Origin of the sequence: Sulfolobus sp. E5-1-F (assembly GCF_009601705.1) — an archaeon.
Classification (GTDB): domain Archaea; phylum Thermoproteota; class Thermoprotei_A; order Sulfolobales; family Sulfolobaceae; genus Saccharolobus.
In genome coordinates this window covers 1,246,635-1,270,214 of the sequence record NZ_CP045687.1, presented here as the reverse complement: position 1 = coordinate 1,270,214, position 23,580 = coordinate 1,246,635, and the positions used below count along the sequence as shown (strand labels likewise).

The window sequence follows — 23,580 nt, the reverse complement described above, 5'->3', positions numbered from 1 at the left end:
TTTGTTCATTTATTTCCTATCAAGGTATAAAAGTTTAGCTTATTGATTTTTGCCCTAAATAGTTGATAATGATAATTAATCCCAATTATATGACGTAGACTATTAATATGGTATCTTTTTAGTTATTGTGATAGGAGAGATATCTATAAAATTCTATGTAATCGGGTAACTTTGGAATAAAACTAAATATTAAAGAGAAAAGTTTATAATGATAAAAAATCGCAGTTTAGTCATGGCTAATTTCCCTAAAGAGACCAGGGTAATTTTAATTCTATTTTTTCTTGCAAGTCTAATTTCATCTCCATTTCTTATTTCAGTATCACAATCAATAAGCGTAAACTTTACAGTGTCGAGTAATGGTATAGTCTCTATTTACATAGGAGGTATACCACAAAGTAATACCGTTATTCTACATTATGGAATAGAAAGCGGACCACAACAAGCGTGGACTAATATCTCTAACGTTATAATGAAATGGAATGGACAGAATTTCAGTGCAACTATAGGGCCGTTCGCAAATGGAACTTGGATAGGTTGGGTATTTTATGATAATACTACTGGACAATGGATAAATTATGATAATCATCCTTTCTGGAATTGGAATTTAGAAGTCAACCCTCCAAATGTAGGACAAACTTATGCCACTGTGCTTCAAAATGGTTCCATATTGATAACTGCAGTAGGACGAGCTCCCGACGAGTTCGATATCCACTATGGACTAACTTCTGGACCTCAGACTGGATTACCATGGAGTAATATAACTGATGAGTTAATGACTTACAATCCATTATGGGGTAACTACACGATAATCATAGGTCCGTTCAATCCTGGTCAATGGGTACAATGGGTCTATCATGATCTGAGCATAAATCAATGGTATCACAACGCATCTGGTCAAAACTTCGCAATACAAGATGTTTATTCATTTATTCAATACATCAATGCTTCATATAATAGATACGTTTATGTTGAGGGTCAGCCAGCCAGTGTTACAATATACTTACAGAACACTATATCACAAACGATTAGTTCCTTAATTTCGGTTCAAGTAGCAGGGAAAACATATAATATCTACTCTACGTTAAAATCTGGATATAATGTGATATCCCTAACGCTAGATACTTCTCAAATACCACAAGGGATCTATTATCCACAGCTAAACATTTATGTGAATAATACTCTCCAGAGGTAAGCTACTCTACCACCGTTATATGTCCTAAATACTACGGGAAAGAAACCCTTAAGTTTAGTAATAGTATGGAACATGCATCAGCCCCTTTATGTAGCACCAAACGGTAGTTGGGAGCAACCTTGGGTATGGTTACATACTGGGCAAGACTTTTACTGGAATGGAAGTTTAGTTGGAGCTTATAAATTGCAAGCGTTACTGATAAAACAGTTTAATGTTAGTGTGACGATAGATTTTACGCCAGTTCTATTATATCAATGGGAGACAATATTGCATGAGAAGAATTATAGCTTTACCTCTAATTTTGGGATAGGTGTGATGCATGACTTGGAAGCGGTAAACTATACCATAACTCTCTATAGACAATTAATTAATGAGGGTAAGGTGGACGTCCTCACAGTACCATTTTATCATCCTTTACAGCCATTGTTACTTCAAGACGGTTATTGGAGTGATGTCTTAGCTCAAATAAGAATGGGCGAGAATTTTACTCATGAGGTATTTGGAGTATGGGCAAATGGTACGTGGACTCCAGAAATGGCATTTGATATGGATTTAGTGGGACTTTATAATGAGAGCAACATATCTTATACGATATTGGATCAACAAGCATTCTTACCTTATGTTACGCTTGTTAACGGTTCATTAAACCCAGATCAACCCTTCATCGTGGAAAATAACCTAGGCCAAACTATTATTGTACTATTTAGAAACACTACCCTATCTAACGAATTTGGTTTTAAATTCTTTAGTCAATCCCCTCAGCTTACTGCGCAAGAGCTCATACAGCAATTAGCTGAAATATACATGAACAATCCGGGTGGTGTAGTTACAGTTGCTTTGGATGGAGAGAATCCTCTGATATTTAATCCAACTACTGGCCCAGCTGATCTATACGCAATTTATCAAGCTTTATCTCAGTATCAAGGACAATGGTTAATAACTCAAACCGCAAGTAAGGCAATAGCTACCCACAAGCCTTACAGTGTAATAACCAATCTACCTGTAAACTCTTGGGATCTTAATCTAAACTATTGGAATAATGGATATCTTGTCAAGACAGAAATATGGCAGAACGTTTCACTAGCTCGAGAATATTTATTAGCTTATACGGTAGCTGTTGGGGCTAACGTTTCACCAATAGTCTATTTACCTTTGAATGAGACCCCTAATTCAACTAATCTAGTAGATACATTATGGAATTATCTATACGTTGCAGAAGGTAGCGATTGGACTTGGCAAACTGGGCCTCCAGCATATGGTCCAATATGGTTTAAAGAACAAGCACTACTTTACACATCTACGATAATTTCAGAGGTTAAACATCAGTTTAATCTAGTAAAGGTGCAAAGTGCGGAATTAGATGGAAATAACTTAAAGCTTAGCATATATAATGGAATTAACAGTACGTTACATCTACTACTAGTAATTACTAACGGCAAGCAACAAATACAATTACCTATAATATTAAGTCAAGGACAAAACAACTTCAAGATAAAAATATATAACGTGTCTAATCAGATTCAAATAGCACTATACTCTCCAATTACTACTTCACAAGCAGGCTTGACATTAATTCCAATTAATAGTTATGGATTCTTAGTAACTCAGTACCAGGTTACTTTAAACAAATCAACAAGCTCTATTGGAACTTACTTGTTATCATTAATTGGTATAATAGTGGGGTCAGCAATAATCATTATAACGAGAAAAGGTCACGTTTAGTTTAAGTTAATTCTCATCATTACTTTTTCCATTATTTCCGACTATTTCGAGTACTTCTGCGTAGATGAACCCAGCTATAATCCAACCAAAGAATATATAGTTAACTAGTGGAGTATTTTCTTGTATTGAATACACCAATATTATTAAGGATAATATTGTGGAGGAGATTGCAAGCATTATTTCCATTTTCCTCTTCCTTAATTTCTTCAGCGCTATCCTAAATAACGAAAGATTTGCTGAAAGTGATATTATTAAATAACTTAATACTGTAAGTCCTCCCAGTACTAGAAAGGTTGTATATAAGCCAGCGAAGTGAATTAAGAGAAGTAAAATAGCAGTATAGATAATGAGTGATATGACCTCAGCGTTATATGGTCTATTATACTTAAGTAGTGAAATAATTGATGGCATAAAGTTCTTTAATGACATTGCATGAAGAATCCTAGACATTGATATAATATAAGCTATTCCGCCTAATATCCCTCCATTTAAGGCTGAGAAGATCAAATAGGGAGATATGAATCCAACCTTATCTAATAGAATTTGTATCAGATCCGTCCCATATAGCGCACTAGCGTAAAAAAGCATAGCTGATAATAGTCCACCTAATAGTATCACGATAACTGTAATTATCCCCACAATCTTCTTCGCATTCTTTATATCCTCACTCATTGGATTCAAATTTCCATAACCTATGGGCATTCCTATGGCATAAAGAATAACCAGAAAGGGATTAGCTGGAATTGTAAAGTTAAAGCTCGGTTTCGTCTGTAGCAAGAGCATAATTGAGCTAATAACTATTGCAACGATTTCGGCAATACTTATGAACTCAGCGTACTTAACAGAAATATCCAAACCCCTTATAACTAGAAATGCTGAAAACAATAGGACTAAAAACGCTATAAAGTCAGCGTTTATCTTCAAATAAGTTGTTATAATATAAATTGAACCAGCTAATAATGTACCACCGTAAGCGAAAGCGTAAAGCAAGAATAGCCATCCAGTTACTAATCCGAGCCTTTCAGTAAGAGAATAGAAAGCATAAGTAAAGTATCCTCCATGCTGGGAATACCTTAAAGATAATCTGTATATTACTATACCATTTACTAATACAAGAACTGTGCCAATAATTGTTGCAATAGCTAAGAATGATCCACCTAGTTGTAAACCTATAGTGCCGAATGTAATTATGGACGTAAAGGGCGCTTGACCCCCAAAGGATAGTGAAAACGCTTCAAAAACTGAAAGTTTTCTCTTACTCACAAACTGTGTTTAGCGTTAACCCTTTAAAAATTCGCTCTAAAGATAGAAGGATAATATTACTATTATCACATAAATCACAATCAGAATTATAGATTCAAATATCTTAAGCTTCTTATCAAACAGTACGTATAAGGCTATTATATTAGCGACCAAAGCCGAAATGTACTCTGGTAGGGCTTGTTGTAATTCGTAATCCGTAAAGATCCCTATAATCCCTAACAACACAGTTGCGTTCTCGATCTTACTTCCAACGAAACTTAAAATTGAAAGCGATCCCCCATCTTTAGACATTTGAACCAACCTAAATGCCGAGAGCTTTTCTTCAAGTTCTCCCGCTATAGGCGCTATTACTAGTGAAAGCCATATTGCGGGAACACTGAACATTGTTGCTATCTCATTTATATACTCTACAAAATAATGCGAAAAGACGACTAGCAGAACTCCTCCAGCAATTATAAACGCAACTGGCTTCATCAAATTACCCTTTTCTCTCTTCATTCCCTCTCTCCTAAATTTAGCTACCCTATAGACAACGTAAATGACGTAGATTAATATAAATAAAAGCCCCGTAATGATATTTAATTTACCGTAAATCAGAACTAGTAACATTCCAATGGTAGTTACTATCAGAAAAATATTTTCAACACTATACTCACTAGAAATTTGAAGTGCAGTTCTCCATTTTAGTGCGTAGAATACTCCAACCAATCCAATACCTAGTGTAAATAATAATACGTTACCTCCAATTGCTGAGCCTAACGCCACATCAAAACTACCTTCTAAAGAGGCTACAATCACGAAAATTGTCTCTGGTAATGCCGTGAGGAATCCGAGAACTATACCACCAGTTATACCTTGTCCTAAGAAATCCTCTAAATCGTCGGCCCCTTTAGCTAAGAGCTCAGCAGATACGAAGACGGCTATAAAAATTCCGATGAATTCTAACCAAAACAGTAACATTTTCATAATTAATCGAGTAATATCCTTATAAGCTTAATCTCTCGCCATAGAACTAATCTAACTTTCCATTCATATAAGATTAGGATGAGAACATTGCGCAAACAAGCATTGAGCTAACATATGGATATAGCTAAAAGCTTTTTTAAGGATTACTTTGGGATAATACTTAAAGTGGGATGCAGATGAAAGCAAAATATTTAATTTCCTTAGTAGTAATATTAATTCCATTAGTTACTTTAATGACCAATGCAGTCTATACTTCAGGTGGTATAACTTTTTACAGCCCAAGCTATAACGGTGAATCATATTATACTGGGCAATCAATAACAATTGATGCAGTACTTCCACAACAGTTCGCAACAGATGCAGCGACCATAAACTTCTTCTTCCCAAACTCATCATTAGCAGCAACAATACCCGTTCAAATTAATGGAAGCGGTGGAATTTACGTACCCAACGCTTATACTTTCCCTAATGTTCCCGGGACATGGCAAATTGCAATAGAAGTTGCAGGAGGCGCTGCAGTTGGTAGTATTAACGTTAACGTTATTCAAAAAACTCCATTAGTTACAGTGCACTTAGGTTACGGTGTTGTCGGTCAAGCACCACCCCAAACTCCAACTATAACCTTAACTTTCCCTAATGGTTCAACAAATACAATTCCTCTCCAAGGTACAATTAATGTTCCTTCCGGTACATCATATCAAATTCAACAGACAATTATTGAAGGTAATGTTAGATGGGCAACCAATTACACTAGTGGTACCATAACTCCAGCTATCACAACCATAGGGCCTATCTACTATCAGCAGTATCTAGTTACCTTTAACTTCACAGTCCAAGGCGGGAGTGGTTACACTCCACCTAAAGTTTACTACCGCAGTCTTGGAACAAACGAAACCTCACAAGTACCAGCTACAGTTTGGGTGGATGCTAATTCAGCCTATTATTATTCACCACAACTTCAATCTAATGTCCAAGGAGAAAGATGGATAGCATCAAATTACACTGGAATCGTTAAGTCAGCTGGTGAAATTAATGTATATTATATTAACCAATATCTAGTTACCCTGCAATCACAAGTCCCAGTTTACGCGATAGTAAATGGTGTAAACGAGACCTTAAATTCCACTAACTGGTTCACTCAAGGTACTACAATCAAATTAGAAAATATAACTCGCTATGTGAGCAATGTAGAGAGATACATAATAGCCAATTTCTCCCCCTCAGCGTTAATAACAGTAAATCAACCTACTACAATAAAAGTTAATACTATAACTCAATACTTCATTAGCGTTAACTCTCCAGTTCAGCTAAGTGCGTTTATAAATGGTGCAAACGAAAGCCTCACATCAGGTTGGTATAATCAAGGCACTACAATCAAAATTGAGAACCTTACGTACTATATAGGGAATGGCGAAAGGTTAATCATAGGTAGAGTTCTTCCAGCTCCTCAACTAACTATAAATGCCTCTTATACAATAACCGCAACAACAATAACCCAATATTTCGTCAACGTCTCCTCGCCCATACCAGTACAAGTACTAATTAACGGTTCCAAGACAATACTTAACTCCTCATGGATAAATTCCGGAACAACAATACAGGTGTTAAACTACACTTACAATGTTAGTCCTCAAGAGAGGATTATAATAGTTGGTGTATCTCCCTCACAATTATTTACAGTGAAAGCTCCAATGACCCTAAAACTACTCACAGTTACGCAATATCTAGTCACAATAAATGGTGTATCCAAATTCTACAATTCGGGATCAAAGATAGTCCTCAATGCAAGTGTGCCGTTCTATGAAACTGCCATGTTTAAGGGTACGTATAATGTCTCTCCAGGTAGTACAATTACAGTGAACCAGCCAATAACTGAAACACTAGAAGTATCACCAAACTACTTAGTTCTAGGAGGAATAGCAGCTGTCATAATTATCGTAATAGCTGCAGTGGTAATAATCCTCTTAAGGCGTTAATATTTTTTCCTCAACTCTCTTTTCCAATATCTTAAAAAGGTCTTCTATAGGGATCGAATTATCAATCGTCACTATTACATCTTCAACCTTTTCTGGAACAATCGCTCTCCACTCATGAATTTGTTTAAACTTCACTGCTATTACTGGTATACCATTCATAGTGAACATTGACAAGAAATCAAATAGCTTCCTAACTTGATTTTTCTTAACCTTGACCTTATTTTCCCAAGTGCTCTTACACTCAATTGACAATAAAATATTCTCCTTAGTTGCGAAAATGTCCGGTAATGGATTCGGAGAAGAATTAGAAGTGGGAATCCTAACAGCGTTAAACCTCTCCCCCCTTAAAATAGCCACTAACTCCCTCTCGGCGTTCTTACCAATCTCCCTATTCATTAGTTTTACATAAAGTTCAAAGAGTTAATAAGCATGGAACCTTTTAATACGCAAAAACAATACAATAATCACAATGTATCCTGATTTTTGCCTTGAAAGATGGCAATCCTTAAGGGATTGGAGAGCCAAATACGTCCTTTCAGAGAGTGGAGTAGAACCATTAGATCTAAGTGAGATTAAAATACCTAACAACATCAAACTAGAATATGGTCATACTAAGGGATTAATAAAATTAAGACAGCTAATATCATCTCTCTATCCCGGGAAGAAAGAGGATGACGTTATAATAACAGCTGGAGGTGCAGAAGCTAACTATCTGACAATCCTCTCCATCATAAATCCCGGTGACGAAGTAATTGTAGAAATGCCCAACTACATGCAAATCCCGGGATTATTAAGGGGAATAAACGCCAGATTAAAGTACATTTGGCTTAAGGATAATTTCAAATTAGACCTAAACGAGCTCAATGAAATGGTCAGTAAAAACACTAAGGCTATAGTAATAACAAACCCTAATAACCCCACTGGCATGTCTCTTTCAGAAAGTGAAATTAAGGGAATAGTTGAGATAGCTGAGGATAACCACATTACAATAATAGCTGATGAGGTTTATAGGGGTTTAGAGCATGATGGGAACGTAAGACCTAGCTTTGTTGATCTATACGATAAAGCAATAAGTACTAACAGCATGTCGAAAGTTTATGGATTGCCGGGGATAAGAATAGGATGGGTTGTAGCAAGTAAAGAGTTAGTAGATAGGATGTGGAGTCTTAGAGATTACACCTCAATTTCCCCTTCAGTTATAGGGCAAGAAATTGCATATAACGTGCTCTTAGAGAGGGAGAAATTCATGGATAGGGCGAGGAGGATTGCGTTAAATAACATGAGGTTAATGGAAAGATTGATTAGTGATGTTGACGTAAAGTGGGTTAAGCCTAATGCTACAGTACTAGCATATCTCAAATTGAACGTTAGGAACACTTACGATTTCAGTGAGAAATTATTTGAGAAATATAGCGTGCTGGTTAACCCTGGAGAGTGCTTTGAAATGCCCGGTTACGTCAGGATAGGTTTGGGAAGTGTAAATACAGAGTTTTTAAGTGAAGCTTTATCATTATTCGTAAGGTATTTAAAGGAATATAAATAAAAAGAAATGGTTTTTAATAATTGTTAAGTAATACGCAAATCGATAATACTCCACGCATCTCAACAGTTTGGTATAGCCCAAAATTGCTAAAAAGACTTAGTATTTTTATTTCTACAAACCTAGTATACTAGTAAGTGTATTAGTATATCAACTAGTCTTTCTCTTCAGTATCAATCCAAAGTGATAGGGTGTTGGTGTAAATCTCTTCTCTACTATAAAATCACTAAACCATTTCATGTAATCTTTCTCATCCATTCTAATACTTAATGGAGGACCAAATCCAGTATTCTCTTTTTTCCAATCTATAATAATAACCCTGCCATCATTCTTTAGGATTCTCTTAACCTCATTTACAACGTCATGCTTATCATCCATATCGTGGAATGAATTAGCGAACAAAACGAAGTCAACTGTATTATCTGGGATTTCCTTAGGGCTCGTAAGGGTTATTACACTTTTGAACTTCTTTTTAACCTCTTCCAAGGCAATAACGTTTATGTCAATGCAATATAGTTTGGTAGCGTATTCTAGCAAATATTTAGCGTAGAACCCATTTCCACAGCCGTAATCTACTATAACTCCTTTCTTTCCCTCAAATACCTCTGGTAGAAATTCCTCTGGTCTCTCAAAGGTACGTCTAAAATCTTCTGGAGGGTAATAATGCCCATGATGATGGTGCATATTGGTTATAAGTTCTTTTAGTTAAAAAAGCCTAATCATCATAATGTAGGGACTGAAAAAAACCATTTGTGGAAAAAAGTTAAGCTTTTAATACTTGTATTTCTCTTGAGGTCTCCTCTAAAGGTTTGCCTTTAGTCTCTGGTATAAGTAGGAAAGTTATTATTGAACTTATACCCGCTACTATTGCTAGGAACGTTATTGCGAAGGATTCGCCATAAAGTGCGAAAAGCGATGGAAATACGAATGAAGTTAATGCAGCTCCTATTCTTCCCGCAGTTACGGTGATCGACTGTGCTACTCCTCTTATTTTAGTTGGAGCTAACTCTACTCCTAATATTCCAACTGCTGATACTGAACCTGGTCCAGCTTGTGATGAAAAGTTGTTAAGTCCGTATAAGAAGAAAGCGATTAATGGATTGAATTTTACACCAATGTTTTTGTAAAACGCAAAGGATAATAAGGATAGTGCCATTCCTATGAAACCAACTACTTGTAATGGTTTCCTGCCAACTCTATCTATTAGTATAAGAGCTATAACTCCACCCGGAATGACGAAAGCTCCCTCGACTAATAATTGGAATATTCGGAATTTATACCTAGACTATTCGCTATCAAACTGGGTCCAAATAGAATTCCCGCGTATGCTACGATATCAAATAGGAACCATAAAATTGCGGCTGTTAATATTAATCTCCAATTCATTCTAAAGTATTTTAATGATTTGACATTGTCCTTAACGTCTCTTGTAGTATTAACTTCTACTCCTGCAACGCTCTTAATTACATTTCTAAGCTCATTTAAGTCGCCTTTTATTCTACCTAAATACCTTGCAGTTTCAGGAATCTTTCTTCTAAGATATATTACGGAAGCTGCTGGAATAGCACCACACGCTAATACGATTCTCCATATAAGGTCTAAAGGCAGTCCCAATGCTTGTAGTATAAGATATAACCCAGCAGCTGTGCTAGCTCCGAAACCCCAGAATAGTCCAAAACCTAATACTAAGGTTTTTCCTCTATCTTTAGCGTTGCTGTGTTCGGCCATTATCGTTGGCGAGAGAACGTAATCTGCACCGATTCCTAATCCTAAAAGAAATCTAACTATTATTAATTCAAGGGGATTCTGTACGAACGCTTGTAGCAATGCTCCAACTGTCATCAGTGTAACGTCAATTCCATAAAACTTCTTTCTACCCATGTTTGATAAGAAACCGAAAAGTATTGCACCAATTGCAGCTCCAATTAATGCAGAACCGCTTATTAAGGATGTTACTTCTACATAGTTTGGACTGTTTTTAGTTATGCCAAATGACGCTAGTACTGAGAGAAGTACTATACCAATAGAAGATAGATCATATCCGTCAGTGAAAACTCCCATTCCAGTTGTTATTAGTGACTTCACGTGGAACCAACTGAACTTTGCTTCATCTAACGGTTTGAATACATCGCTTATGTTCATGAGTAAAAGTTTTTATGAGGGGTATTAAGAATATCGTATAAAATCTATATGTTGACATGTTTTATATATAATCTATATAGTTAATTCGTTTTACGTCTCTTTATCTTTTAGTTAACTTTTTAAGTAATTAATTTACGTAGACTATATAGAAGCATAGAGTAAGACTTTTTTACTCAATTCTATTATTTGGGTTGATGGAAACGAGAATAGTACCGTATTGGTTTTTAATCTTCACAATAGGTTTTGGGTGGTTTTCTTTAGCACCATTGGTACCAGTGTTGGAAAATTACTTTAATGTTCCCTTAAGCTCAATTCTTTTTATCATATCATCTTATGGCTACAGCATGGCTATTCTGGGCTTATTAGCGGGTTTCTTATCGGCTAAATTCACCACTAGAAGCGTTTTATTGATCTCATCCGTCTTATCCTTTATAGGACTTTTAGGTAGGGCTTTATCTAATGGCTTTCCTACTTTCTTCCTCTTCGCAATAGTGGCGTCAGTAGCTTATCCTTTAGCAGTTGCGCCAGTTGGAAGTATAGCAAGGTCAATGTTTAAAGGAAGGGCTAGTACTATTGTTGGAGTAAGCGTTGGTATCCTATTTATTGGAATGGCATTAGGCTCATTTTTCAGTCCGTCAATATTTTCTTTCATAGGCTTAAGAGGAACTCTAATGCTCTCTGCGATTTTAGCCTTAATAGCGCTGGTTTTGATTATCCCATCTTTGAGGAATTATCCTAGTGATTATGAGAGATCCCTTAAAGGTAGTTTTACTCCGGGAATGATTAAGAATTGGTATGTTGGATTAGCTGTTGCGTCTATTTCAGTGATGCTAGGTAGTATTGCTTCAACTGTTTTGCAGATTCACGGTGTAATTACTCCGTTAGCAGTTAGTATGGGAGGTTTTCTAACTGGTCTTAGCTTTCTAGGCTCGGGGCTTGGTGCTATAATACTGCCATCCTTGTTGGAAAATAGGCTGAGATTAGGTTTAATATTAACCGGTGTATTAACGTTTTTATCTTCGATTATCTCTGCAGTTTCAATTTCTTTTACCGTTAATTTCCCGTTAATAGCTTTGGGCTATTTTCTATTTGGCTTCTTCGGAAATGCCTATTGGTCAATGGCTATGGCTTCGACAACTCTTTATGTGAATGATCCAGGCAAGGCTGGTTTCGCTACTTCCATGTATAGTGTGATAACGAATGTTGGAGTCTCAATAATTCCAGTGACAGTTGGAGTTTTATTCAGCGATAATTCAACTATAGTTGATGGAGTAGTAATAGTAGTTATAATTGAGCTTATAGCTGGTTTGTTATCATTTTTCCTAAAAAGTTAGAAAAATGTTTTGGAAAAACATAGGGTTTAACTTCTATTGTAACGTATTCTTGAATAAACTCCAATGAAGTAGAAGATGATGGCAACTATTACTACTATTGCACTACTGTAATAGAAGTTTATTATGTTCAACGCTCCATCGCTTCCAATATATGTCATTATTAATAAGGTTATTATGTATCCAATGTACCATAACGCGTTTACTGCGTTTTCCCTTATTTTGTATATTATTGAAAAGATTAGGCTAACAATTGCTAATAACGCCACTGCATAAGGTACAGATGGCCATCCGCTCCAGAATATTATTAATGATGCAAAGATAAATGCTAAAGGCGAGAATATTTCACTACCCGGAATGTACTCCTTTAATTTCCCTTCTCTTTTTAATGCTACAAGGGCTACCGGTGAGGCTGAGAACCCTATATATCCAGCAACTACTGCATCTGAAATTAGTCCGTAAATTGTGGGTACTGGTGATGACAGATATGCAACTAATGCCCCAACTATGGCAAATACTATTAGAGCCCATAGGGGAACTGAATATTGGTTTAGTTCCTTCATCTTCTCACTGACGTACTTAGACCTAGCCATTGCGAATAATATTCTCATTCCAGCTCCCATGTAAATATATCCAGTTACAAATGGTCCTATTATTCCTATTATTGCAGTTAAAAGTAATAAGGAATATACGTTACTGCTACCTGCGATATCTATGAATGGGTTTCCAGAAATTTTAGATAATGCACTCCAATTACCCGGACTTATCCCTAAGCTCTTCCAATCAATAGATGCTACAAACGCCACTGAAAACAAGAGATAAATTAGAGTTTGTCCTAGAACTGTATATAATATCGCCTTGTTCAATATTGTATAATCCTTAGTTTCCTCTGCATAATCTGGTATAACTCTTATTCCTCCAAAGGCGAACATTGCTAGGGGAATTGCTGAAAATATGCCGAGAATTCCAAAAGGGGCAAATCCACCATATGCTGTGAAATTGGATAAATGAGATAATAAGGCTAAAAAGCCAAATCCTACTATGAGGTATAATAACACTTTGAATATTCCGAAGAACGTTGTTGATTTTCCAAATGTTCCAACCGAATAGTAGTTAAAGGGCACGAACAATAATGTTAGTATAACTCCCAAAAATGCACCAATTGTTGTTGGTATACCTTGTGGATTTACTAAGGCTAGTTTGGATGATGTGAAGTAGTTAATTCCGTAGACTACCGCAATTGCCTCAATAGGTGGAATAAATAAATACCAAATTAGATCTGAAAACGCGTTTATCATGTTAGCCACTTTTCCATGGGAGTAGATCGAATATCTAGAAGGTCCTCCGGCTTCAGGATAGTTTAAAGCTAATTGGATGTAAGTTAAGCCTACAAAGAAGTAGAAGATGCCTCCTAAAATCCACGAAATTATTAGGGCTGGACCTGCATTTGCGGCCATAGCTGCTGAACTGAATAGCACTCCAGTTCCCACTGCACCTGCGACTCCCATTATTGTTAGATTTAATAAAGAAAGTTCCTTTCTTAATGATTCTTTACCTCTATCCATATGAAAACTTAAAAATATTTATTTTTATAAGCTTTTCCTGTAATTATTGCACAACTTAGACTGGTAAATCTATTTCTTGTACATAAGATGAACTTCATTCCCACATTCGCAAATCTTGGCATCAATTAGCTTAAGTTTTGGAGAGTCCTCGTCGATAAATCCCTCTCCTTGTGCAAAACTGACTCCATTTCCAAAAATTCTGGGGGAAATTGTTATTCTAATTTCGTCATAGAGATCGTTTCTTATAAATGACCATATTAGATGTCCACCTCCTTCAATCATCAATTTTCTAACATTAAAATTATGGTATAAATCTCCTAAAAGGTCTTCCAAATTAACGAATTTCCTAATAATAACTCCTTTTTTACTAAACTCATCAACTTTTTCCCTTTCGTATTTGGACGTGTAAATTATTGTTAAGGGAGGTGTAGTGAATATCTTATACGAAGGATCTAAATTAAAATCTCCAGATACCACTACTCTAATGGGATTTCTCTTATTTTTAGCGTACTTAACTGTCAATGATGGATTATCTACTCTTACTGTATTAGCTCCTACCATTACTGCATCAACTTCGCTTCTTAGCTCATGTTGTCTTTGTTTATCATAAGGACAACTTAATTTACTATAACCAGTTTTAGTTGCAAGTCTACCATCCATTGATACTGTGCTAAAAATTATTACATAAGGTCTCATTACGATAAGGATTCGTTTAAAGTAAAAGAGTTTTGTGGAAAAACACTATTATACTCTAAATTATACCTTATCATATGAAGGCATACTACATGTACCCCGATATTAGAGGGGATCTAATAGCCTTTACTTCAGATGATGATATATGGCTTCTTTCGTTAAAAGACATGAAACCAATCAGGATAACAAGTGGTTTAGGGGTTTCCATAAGGCCTAAAATAAGTCCAAGCGGTAAAAAAGTTGCATTTACTGTTATTTGGCTTAAGAGCGGAAAGCAAGGTGGAGATATCTACGTTGTCGAAGATGGACAAGCTAGGAGGGTTACTTACTTTGGAAGTAGGAATAGTAGGGTTGTTGGTTGGATTTCAGAAGACGAGATTATAGTCATAACTGATTTTCACACTCCTTTTGCTCAATGGACTGAGGCGTATAAGGTGAATGTAAATAACGGAGTGGCAGAGAAATTGCCTTTTGGTATGTTATCCAACATTGTAATTAAGGACGATGTAATAGTAATTGCCAGAGGTTATCAAGACTTACCAAATTGGAAAGGATATAAGGGTGGTACTAAGGGTGAATTATGGATTTCTCGTAATGGCGGTAAAACCTTTGAGAAGTTTGTTAGTCTAGATGGTAACGTTAGTTGGCCTATGATAGTTGGGAATAGGGTTTACTTCTTGTCTGATCATGAGGGAATTAGTAACTTGTATTCCGTTGATTTAGAAGGTAAGGATTTAAAGAGGCATACTAATTTCACTGATTACTATTGTAGAAATGCTAGTAGTGATGGTAAGAAGATTGTTTTTCAAAACGCTGGAGACATATATTTATACGATCCAGAAAAGGACAGTTTATCTAAATTGGATATTGACTTACCTACTGACAGGAAGAAGAGACAACCAAAATTCGTAAGTGTAATAGAGTACATGAATGAGGCTGTTGTAAACGGTAATTATATAGCGTTAGTAACCAGAGGTAAGGCATTTTTAATGAGACCATGGGATGGACCTGCAGTTCAATTAGGCAAGAAACAAGGTGTAAAATATAGGCAGATACAAGTTTTGCCTAATGGCGATGTGATAGGAGTAAACGATGAGGACAAATTGGTGATTTTAGGTAAGGATGGAAGCGAGAAGGTAATAAATAGGGATTTTGGTAGGATAGAGAGAGTCAAAGTTTCTCCAGATGGTAAGAAAGTGTTATTATCTAACAATAAACTTGAGTTGTGGGTTTACGAGATTGATAACGATAATGCTAGACTAATAGATAAAAGTGAATACGATCTAATTTTAGAATTTGATTGGCATCCTAATAGTGAGTGGTTTGCTTATGCTTTTCCAGAAGGCTATTATACTCAGTCAATAAAGCTAGCTCACATTGACGGGAAGGTTGTTAGGATAACAACTCCCTATGGGTATGATTTTTCGCCATCATTTGATCCAGATGGTAGATATTTATATTTCTTGGCTGCTAGGCATTTGGATCCAACTAACGATAAGGTAATATTTAATTTAAGTTTCCAGAGAGTCGTTAAACCATACCTAGTAGTTTTAGGAAATTACTATTCCCCCTTTAATCAACCATTAGATGAGGCTAGTATTAACGATAAAAACGTCATAATCGAAGGAATTGAAGATAGGGTAGTTCCATTCCCAATTGAAGAGGAAAATTACGTGCAAATAGCTGGAGCTAAGAACAATAAGATCTTCCTATTTTCCTATCCGATAAGGGGTCTGAGGTCACAGACTGGAGATGTATTTGGTAGGTTAGAGGTTTATGACCTAGAGAATAAGACAAAGGAACTATATGCAGATAATGTGTCAAGCTTCTCCTTGTCTAGCGATAAAAGTAAAATACTTTTAATGCTTAAGGATAATCTAAGACTATTTGACGTTAATACTAAACCAGATCTTAACTCAACTGGAAGGAAAGGTGGAGTAGTAGATTTATCTAGAGTTAAGGTTTACATTGAGCCAGAGAAGGAATGGAGACAAATGCTTAAAGAAACGTGGAAGTTGATGAAACAGAATTATTGGAATGAGGAAAGATTAAAGAATTGGGATTCTGTGTTGCCCAAATACGAGAGACTTTTAGATAGGATAAGTACTAGGTTTGAGCTTTCCGATATAATTCAAGAGATGCAAGGTGAGACGAGGACTTCCCATTCTTATGAAACAGCATACGATTATGATACTCCAGAACCGTTGTCAGTTGGTGGTTTAGGTGCTGAGTTTGAGTATGATGAGAATAATAAATGCTACAGGATTACAAAGATTTATGTTGGGGATTCCACTAACGAGAATGAGAGGAGTCCATTAAGGGATCCTGGTGTTCAATTAAACGTTGGAGATTGTATAAAGGCTATTGATGGAGAGGAGGCGAATGATAACATTTACTCTCATCTAATAAATAAGGATCAAGTGATTCTTGACGTAATAACTACTGAGGGCAAGAGTAAGCGCGTTACGGTTAAAGTGTTAAAAGATGAAAGGTTCTTAATATATAGGTATTGGGTTGAGAAGAATAGGGAATACGTTCATGAGAAAAGCAAGGGTAGGTTAGGGTATATTCACATACCAGATATGATGTATCAAGGGTTTGCTGAATTTTATAGACTTTTCATGTCTGAATTCCATAGAGAAGGGTTGGTTGTTGACGTTAGGTTCAATAGGGGTGGTTTCGTCTCTGGATTACTCTTAGAGAAGTTACTCTTGAAGAGAGTAGGCTATGATTATCCTAGAAATGGAAAACCAATACCCATGCCTTACTTCTCATCTCCTAAGGTTTTAGTGGGAATAACTAATGAGCATGCTGGATCTGATGGTGATATCTTTTCATTCTTGTTCAAGAAGTACAAGTTAGGAGTACTTATCGGTAGAAGGACTTGGGGAGGTGTTGTCGGTATAAGACCTAGATATAGATTAGTGGATAAGACTTATATTAGCCAACCAGAGTTTGCTGTTAACTTTGAGGATGTAGGTTTCGGTATAGAAAATTATGGTGTGGATCCAGATATTGTTGTTGAGATTAAACCTGAGGATTACGCAAATAGTAGAGATACTCAATTAGACATGGCGATAGAGTTAGCACTGAAACAGCTTTAACTTTATGGGGGTTAAGGGAGCGAAAGTCCCCTTCCGTGAGAGATCCCCTTATATAAAGACTTTTATACTTTTCATAAAACAGCTATAACTTGCGGTACAGATTGAACAGAAATGCACATTCAGTTTACTCACTTTATTACCATTATGTCCAAGTAGCGAAGTACCGCAGGAAGGTGTTCGACAATGAAGAGATCGTAAATTTCTTAAAAGAAACAATTCATGAAATAAGCAATACATTCAAAGTTATAGACATTGGCGTCGACAAGGATCACTTCCACATGTTATTTAAGGCTAAACCAACCCTTGACATACCAAGGTACATAAACGCTATAAAGACAATAACCTCAAGGGAGATACAGAGAAAATTTCCACAAGTTAAGGAGAAGTTATGGAAGGGGCATCTATGGTCCCCATCCTACTTCTTGGCAACTAGCGGACAAGTTACGTTAGAGGAGAACTATGTGGAGAGCCAAGGAAAAGAGTAACGTAGTACAACTATCCTTCAAGTACAAGATTTACCCGTCTAAAGAAGTAGAGGAGAAACTCCTCAGAGTAATGCAAGTTGAAGCAAAAGTTTATAACACGTTATTAGACGTTATTACGAAAGCGAGAAGAGAGGGAAAGAAGGTAACTCCAGTTTATACACAAGCAATGATCAAGGACTTGAAAGTGGAGGGAAAGGAACTGGTATACTCAAAGGCTCTCCAAATGGTAAACAATGTATTATGGTATAATATTAGAGCACTTCACGAACTCAAGAAGAAAGGAAAGAAAGTTGGTAAGCTCAGATATAAGAAGATCCTCAAGTTCATAAACTATAATCAATCTGGTTTCAAGGTTGAGGGAGATAAGCTAATTCTCTCAAAGATAGGTTCCGTAAAGGTACTCTTTCACAGACCCTTAGAAGGGAGAGTAAAGGGAGTACTTATAGTGAAAAATGCTACAGGCTGGTATGCTGTATTTCAAACTGAGGTTGAAAAGAAACCATTACCGAGTAACGGTAAGAGAGTAGGCATTGACGTTGGTGTTGATAAACTAGTTACAACATCAGATGGTATTGTTATAGAAAATCCAAAAGTGTTCGACAAGATCGAGAAGAAAATACGTCTTGTCCAACGAATATTATCTAGGAAAAAGAAAGGTTCTAAAAACTATGAAAAGACTAGGGTTAAGCTCGCAAAACTTCACGAACACGCCAAGAACGTTATGAACGATTACATACACAAGATAACCGCATGGCTAGTGGAACAATATGACGAGATTTACGTTGAAGATCTGGAAACTAAACAAATGGTAGAGAGACCCAAAAGCAAGACCCTTAGGAAGCATATTCTTCACTCAAACTTCTCCCTCTTCCTTCATCACCTCTCCTACAAGGCTGAAAGAGCTGGTAGGAGGGTGGTGAAGGTAGACCCAAGAAACACGTCAAGGATGTGTGCGAGATGTGGTTATGTGAGAAACGACCTTACTCTTGCTGACAGAACATTTGTTTGTCCAAGCTGTGGTTGGGTGGCAGATCGTGATTATAATGCTTCTCTAAATATTCTTTGTGCGGGGTCGGGACTGCCCTTAGTGCCTGTGGACGGGAAACCTCTACTATACATTCCCTTCTCAGAGGGAGTGTATAGCAAGTTTCCCGGAAGAAGCAGGAAATCCTCATCGTGAGGTGGGGATGCTCCGTCCGCAAGGGTGGAGTAGTTCACTTACCTTTTTGAGCCAATATGATAACTTTATGCTCCCCAATTAAGTCATTCAGATTGTACTCTCCACTACTAACTTCCTCATTTCTAATCAAATCAAGGCTCTTTTGCCTTATAATAATCTTCTCTCTAATCTCCCTAGTCACCATTGGTGAGAAAAGTAGAGTTATTTTTCCCCTCTGGAAACCAAAGGGTAACGGTTTATAATCATTTAACGAATACTCTCTTCTAAGCTGTAGCAATCTCTTAACGTAAAACATTTTAACTCTTGGATCTGAAAGTTCCAATTTCTTTTCAGTCAAATTATTTAATAATTCTCTTAGTTTCTTGAAATCCACTGGCATTCTATTATCTGGGTCTGTGAGTAAGAATCTCCAAACTTCGGTTCCTTGATAAATATCTGGAACACCGGGGGAAAGGAATTTAAGTGTTGTAGCAACTAATGATTTCATATAGCCGAAATAAGCTATTTTTAATTCAAACTTTTCAAAATCTTTTCTAAAACTTACATTTTCAAATGTGTCATCTATGAAATTCAAAACTTTATTTTCATACTCTGTATTTGGATTTTCCCATGTTGTATGTACCTTAGCTTCTCTAATGACCTTAATCATATGGCTCTTTATTCTCTCCCTTACCTTATTATCAAATCCCTCATAACATCCCACTAATGTTTGATAAAATCTGTATTCATCATTTTTATCTATACTTGGCTTTAATAAATCGTGCCAATATATTACCCTCTCCTCCCATTCCTTTGGTATTTCAGATAGCACTGAAATTCTAGCTCTAACGTCTTCACTGAATTTAGTATCATGCGTAGAGAGAGTATTCATTGATGTGGTATTAACTCTGCTTAGGTTAAAGTTATGAAACTCTTCTAAGCTTATACTGAATTTTCTTAGGTCACTACCAACTTCATTCAGTGAGATTAACCTATTGTAGATGAAGAGAGCGGTATCCTCATATCCCTTAGCGAAGATTGCTGGCATATATTGCTGTAGTCTCATAATTTTCTTTACATCTTTTATCCTTCTCTCCTTATCGCACTCCCTTATTGAGTTAATGTCCTCATATGGTACATATGTCCTATACTTTTTCATACATGCTAGGAAATCTACCAGATAATTGTAATCAACGTTCAACAACTTACTTAGCCTTTCTATGTCATCTTTAAACAATTGATTTGCTACTAATCGTTTACTTTGTATTATTAGCTCGTCTATATTAATTTCCCTTCCTATGAAACTCTCATAAAACTTAGTTAATTCCTCCTCGCTGTTTCTATCTACTAATAGCATGTTAACGTAATTTAAGAAATCATATCCAGTTGTACCGTTTACTTTCCAATCATCTCTTAATTTCTCGTCAATTGTCAATATCTTCTCTACGTATATTATCTTATCATTTCCTACTAGCTGTCTTAACTTATCTAAATACTCCTTAGGATCGTATAGTCCATCTATATGATCAATTCTCAAACCATCTATAGGTAGCTTACCAATTAGCTCATGTGATTCTCTAAATACCTCGTCTAATTCTACCTTAACTGCTATTAAATCATTTACTGCGAAGAATCTTCTATAATTTGGGCTACCTTTCTTCCAGTAAGTTAACTTATAATATTGCATTAATAGCAGTCTTTTTATATCCTCTTTCGTTAAACATGAATTATCAAAGCAATTAATTTTTTTCAAGAACTCGACTCCTTCATCATTTATTGGTAATATAAGTCCCCTGTACTCTATTTTATCCTTATCTACTTTTATCAATCCCTTTTCTATAACGACATCTAATTCGTCCTCAAGAATTGGAAGAATTATTTTATCTTCATCATAGTGATCGAAATAGTTATAGTATTTACTAATTTTCCAATTCTTTAACAAGTCCATGAGTCTCCAATTAGTATGATGTACTGCCATATGATTTGGCACTATATCTTGTATAATTCCTAAACCTCTACTCTTAGCTTCCTTAATTAGTTTAAAGTATCCCTCTTCTCCTCCTAATTCCTCGTTAATTTTACTATGATCTACTACATCGTAACCGTGAGTGCTTCCCGGTTTGGCTTTAAGTATTGGGGATAGGTATAGGTGTGATACTCCCAATTCTTTAAAATAATCCATATTTTCTATTAAATTATAAAAATTGAATTCTCTATTGAGTTGCACTTTATACGTGCCTATTATCATAGTTCTATCCTCCTATAAACTAATGCTGTCCTTCCCTCAATTTCCAGTTCCTTTTCACTTTCCACAATTCTCTCATCTGGTTTTACCTCTCTTAAATAAGAACTAACGATTAGTTCCCATTTACCTTTTGGAAACTTCACTTTTACGTTATTAGGATTTGCGTTAAGAATTATCAAGAAGGAATCATCTGCAATTCTCTCTCCGTATCTATTGATTTCATCCATTACGCTTCCCTCTAACACGAAAATAACCGTTTGTGTTGGGGAATTCCATGTTTTCTCATCAACTTCCTTCCCATCTGGAGTGAAAAATGTTACATCTTTTAATGGCATTCCAAATAGTTTCTTTCCTTGGAAATAGCTTCCTCTTCTAAATACCGGATGTGCTCTATAAAATTGAATCATCTTTTTAACAAACTCCAAAAATTTTGTTTTTCTCTCATCTAAATTCCAATCAAACCAACTTATCTCATTATCTTGACAGAAGGCGTTATTATTTCCTCTTTGTGTTCTGCTTAACTCATCTCCTCCCAATATCATAGGAGTTCCTTGACTAATTAGCAACGTTATTATGAAGTTCCTTTTCTGTTTTTCCCTACATATTACTACGTTTTGATCATTTGTAGGTCCTTCAGCACCACAATTCCAACTATAGTTCTCGTTCATTCCATCTTGATTATTAAAACCGTTTACTTCATTGTGCTTTTGATTATAACTAACTAAATCTTCTAATGTGAAGCCATCGTGTGAAGTTACGTAATTTATACTGGCAAATGGTGTTTTGTTATTACCTAAGTAGATGTCAGGTGAGCCTAATAATCTGTTAGCAACCTCACTATATGGTAATGCTTCCCCTCTCCAAAATCTCCTTATTGTATCTCTATACTTTCCATTCCACTCCGCCCATTGATACGGGAAATTGCCTACTTGATATCCTCCTTGTCCCACATCCCACGGTTCAGCTATTAGTTTTACTTGTGACAATATTGGGTCTTGCTGTAGTGTAATGAAGAACGTATTTAACATATTAACGCTGTACAATTCCCTAGCTAAAGCGGCCGCTAAGTCAAATCTGAAGCCATCTATGTGCATTTCTGTGACCCAATACCTTAAGCTATCTAAAACCATCTGAATTACTCTAGGATGGCTAAGATTCAATGTATTACCGGTTCCGGTAAAATCTAAATAGTATCTTTTATTGTCTGGTTGGAGCATATAATATGCTGTATTATCGATACCTCTGAAACTCAACGTTGGCCCTAATTGATTCCCCTCGGCAGTATGATTATAAACAACATCAATTATAACCTCAATTCCTGCGTTATGCAATTCGTTTACCATTTTCTTGAAACTGATTACTTGTTCTCCTAAACAGCCTCTACTGGAATATCTACATTCAGGGGAAAAGAAGTTTATTGGATCATATCCCCAGTAATTTGATAGTCCTTTATCAATTAGATATCTTTGATCAATAAAGTGGAAAACTGGCATTAATTCTACAGTTGTAATCCCTAAATCTTTGAGATAACTGATCATCTGTTCTGAAGCCAAACCTTCATAAGTTCCCCTTATGTTCTCTGGCAAATCCAATCTAAGTTTTGTAAATCCTTTAACGTGAACTTCGTAAATTACAGTATCTTTTAATGGAACTTTATTTCCCTTAATGAAATTTTCATCATCCCATTCAAAGTATGGATTGATCACGACACTTTTAGGTACATATTCGCTGGAATCTCTCTCGTCATAACTTAAATCTTGATTTTGATCCCCTATCTTATAACCAAACACTGCGTCGTTCCAAATTACATTACCATTTATGGCTTTGGCGTAAGGATCTATTAAAACCTTATTTGGATTAAACCTTAATCCCAACTCCGGTTTATATGGACCATAAACCCTATATGCGTATAGTTGACCGGGTCTCAGTCCCGGAATAAATACGTGCCAAATATCTCCAGTTCTGTTTTTAACTTCTATTATCTCCTTTGGGTACTTTTGATTTGTTTGTGAGTAGAGTAGTAATTCAACTTTTTCCGCATTTTCTGAGAATAAAGAAAAATTTATTCCGTCCTCATCTTCAATCCAATTTGAACCTAATGGATATGGTTCTCCCGGACGTAGAGGTCTATCTCTAGTTCTGAAGAATACTGACATAATTATACTCACTATTATTTAGATTTTAAAAAAACTTTTAT

At 36.0% G+C, this 23,580-nt stretch carries 14 protein-coding genes and 2 pseudogenes; 7 read left to right on the top strand and 9 right to left on the bottom strand.

The window, feature by feature from the left end; all coding sequences use genetic code 11:
• Positions 1-208 precede the first annotated feature (208 nt).
• Positions 209-2,914: pseudogene (locus tag GFS03_RS06155) on the top strand (glycoside hydrolase family 57 protein).
• A 6-nt stretch (positions 2,915-2,920) separates the two neighbouring features.
• Here GFS03_RS06155 and GFS03_RS06150 read toward each other — a convergent pair.
• The gene (locus GFS03_RS06150) at positions 2,921-4,177 is read right to left on the bottom strand and encodes an APC family permease (protein WP_153422991.1); all 1,257 of its coding nucleotides are present in this window, start codon (positions 4,175-4,177) and stop codon (positions 2,921-2,923) included.
• A gap of 36 nt (positions 4,178-4,213) precedes the next feature.
• Entirely contained in the window at positions 4,214-5,143 is a 930-nt protein-coding gene (locus GFS03_RS06145) for a sodium:calcium antiporter (protein WP_181443787.1), read from the bottom strand.
• A 170-nt stretch (positions 5,144-5,313) separates the two neighbouring features.
• On the opposite strand from GFS03_RS06145, the gene GFS03_RS13710 reads away from it, so the two are divergent.
• A complete protein-coding gene (locus tag GFS03_RS13710) occupies positions 5,314-7,119 on the top strand; it encodes a hypothetical protein (RefSeq protein ID WP_181443786.1) in 1,806 nt (601 codons plus the stop codon).
• Here the strand turns inward: GFS03_RS13710 and hjc are convergent.
• Positions 7,108-7,515 (bottom strand): Holliday junction resolvase Hjc, encoded by a 408-nt coding sequence (gene hjc / locus GFS03_RS06135; RefSeq protein ID WP_153422989.1) that lies wholly within the window; start codon positions 7,513-7,515, stop codon positions 7,108-7,110. The genes GFS03_RS13710 and hjc overlap by 12 nt on opposite strands.
• A 73-nt stretch (positions 7,516-7,588) precedes the next feature.
• On the opposite strand from hjc, the gene GFS03_RS06130 reads away from it, so the two are divergent.
• Positions 7,589-8,662: an aminotransferase class I/II-fold pyridoxal phosphate-dependent enzyme gene (locus tag GFS03_RS06130; RefSeq protein WP_153422988.1), complete on the top strand. Its 1,074-nt coding sequence runs from the start codon at positions 7,589-7,591 to the stop codon at positions 8,660-8,662.
• A gap of 147 nt (positions 8,663-8,809) precedes the next feature.
• On the opposite strand, the gene GFS03_RS06125 is transcribed toward GFS03_RS06130, so the two are convergent.
• Both GFS03_RS06125 and GFS03_RS06120 read right to left on the bottom strand, forming a co-directional pair.
• On the bottom strand, positions 8,810-9,343 hold the full coding sequence (locus tag GFS03_RS06125; RefSeq protein ID WP_153422987.1) for a class I SAM-dependent methyltransferase: 534 nt from the start codon (positions 9,341-9,343) through the stop codon (positions 8,810-8,812).
• 79 nt (positions 9,344-9,422) lie between these two features.
• Positions 9,423-10,801: pseudogene (locus tag GFS03_RS06120) on the bottom strand (MFS transporter).
• Between the two features lie 194 nt (positions 10,802-10,995).
• On the opposite strand from GFS03_RS06120, the gene GFS03_RS06115 reads away from it, so the two are divergent.
• Positions 10,996-12,135, top strand: a complete 1,140-nt coding sequence (locus GFS03_RS06115; protein WP_153422986.1) for an MFS transporter — start codon at positions 10,996-10,998, stop codon at positions 12,133-12,135.
• Between the two features lie 26 nt (positions 12,136-12,161).
• Here GFS03_RS06115 and GFS03_RS06110 read toward each other — a convergent pair whose 3' ends face one another.
• Positions 12,162-13,697 carry an APC family permease gene (locus GFS03_RS06110; protein ID WP_153422985.1) on the bottom strand — a complete coding sequence of 512 codons (1,536 nt, stop codon included), beginning with the start codon at positions 13,695-13,697 and terminating at the stop codon, positions 12,162-12,164.
• A gap of 69 nt (positions 13,698-13,766) precedes the next feature.
• Positions 13,767-14,399, bottom strand: a complete 633-nt coding sequence (locus tag GFS03_RS06105; RefSeq protein WP_181443800.1) for a 2,5-diamino-6-(ribosylamino)-4(3H)-pyrimidinone 5'-phosphate reductase — start codon at positions 14,397-14,399, stop codon at positions 13,767-13,769.
• Between the two features lie 68 nt (positions 14,400-14,467).
• Between GFS03_RS06105 and GFS03_RS06100 the strand changes: the two genes are divergently transcribed.
• The 3 genes from GFS03_RS06100 (at position 14,468) to GFS03_RS06090 (ending at position 19,159) form a co-directional block, all read left to right on the top strand.
• Positions 14,468-17,494: a S41 family peptidase gene (locus GFS03_RS06100; protein WP_153422983.1), complete on the top strand. Its 3,027-nt coding sequence runs from the start codon at positions 14,468-14,470 to the stop codon at positions 17,492-17,494.
• Between the two features lie 89 nt (positions 17,495-17,583).
• Positions 17,584-17,979 (top strand): IS200/IS605 family transposase, encoded by a 396-nt coding sequence (tnpA, locus tag GFS03_RS06095; protein ID WP_153422982.1) that lies wholly within the window; start codon positions 17,584-17,586, stop codon positions 17,977-17,979.
• Entirely contained in the window at positions 17,954-19,159 is a 1,206-nt protein-coding gene (locus GFS03_RS06090; RefSeq protein ID WP_153422981.1) for an RNA-guided endonuclease InsQ/TnpB family protein, read from the top strand. The genes tnpA and GFS03_RS06090 overlap by 26 nt, the downstream gene beginning before the upstream one ends.
• Positions 19,160-19,193: 34 nt before the next feature.
• Here GFS03_RS06090 and GFS03_RS06085 read toward each other — a convergent pair whose 3' ends face one another.
• Both GFS03_RS06085 and glgX read right to left on the bottom strand, forming a co-directional pair.
• Entirely contained in the window at positions 19,194-21,386 is a 2,193-nt protein-coding gene (locus tag GFS03_RS06085) for a malto-oligosyltrehalose synthase (protein ID WP_153422980.1), read from the bottom strand.
• Complete coding sequence (gene glgX, locus GFS03_RS06080) at positions 21,383-23,539, bottom strand: glycogen debranching protein GlgX (RefSeq protein ID WP_153422979.1); 2,157 nt, start codon at positions 23,537-23,539, stop codon at positions 21,383-21,385. The genes GFS03_RS06085 and glgX overlap by 4 nt, the downstream gene beginning before the upstream one ends.
• Positions 23,540-23,580 lie beyond the last annotated feature (41 nt).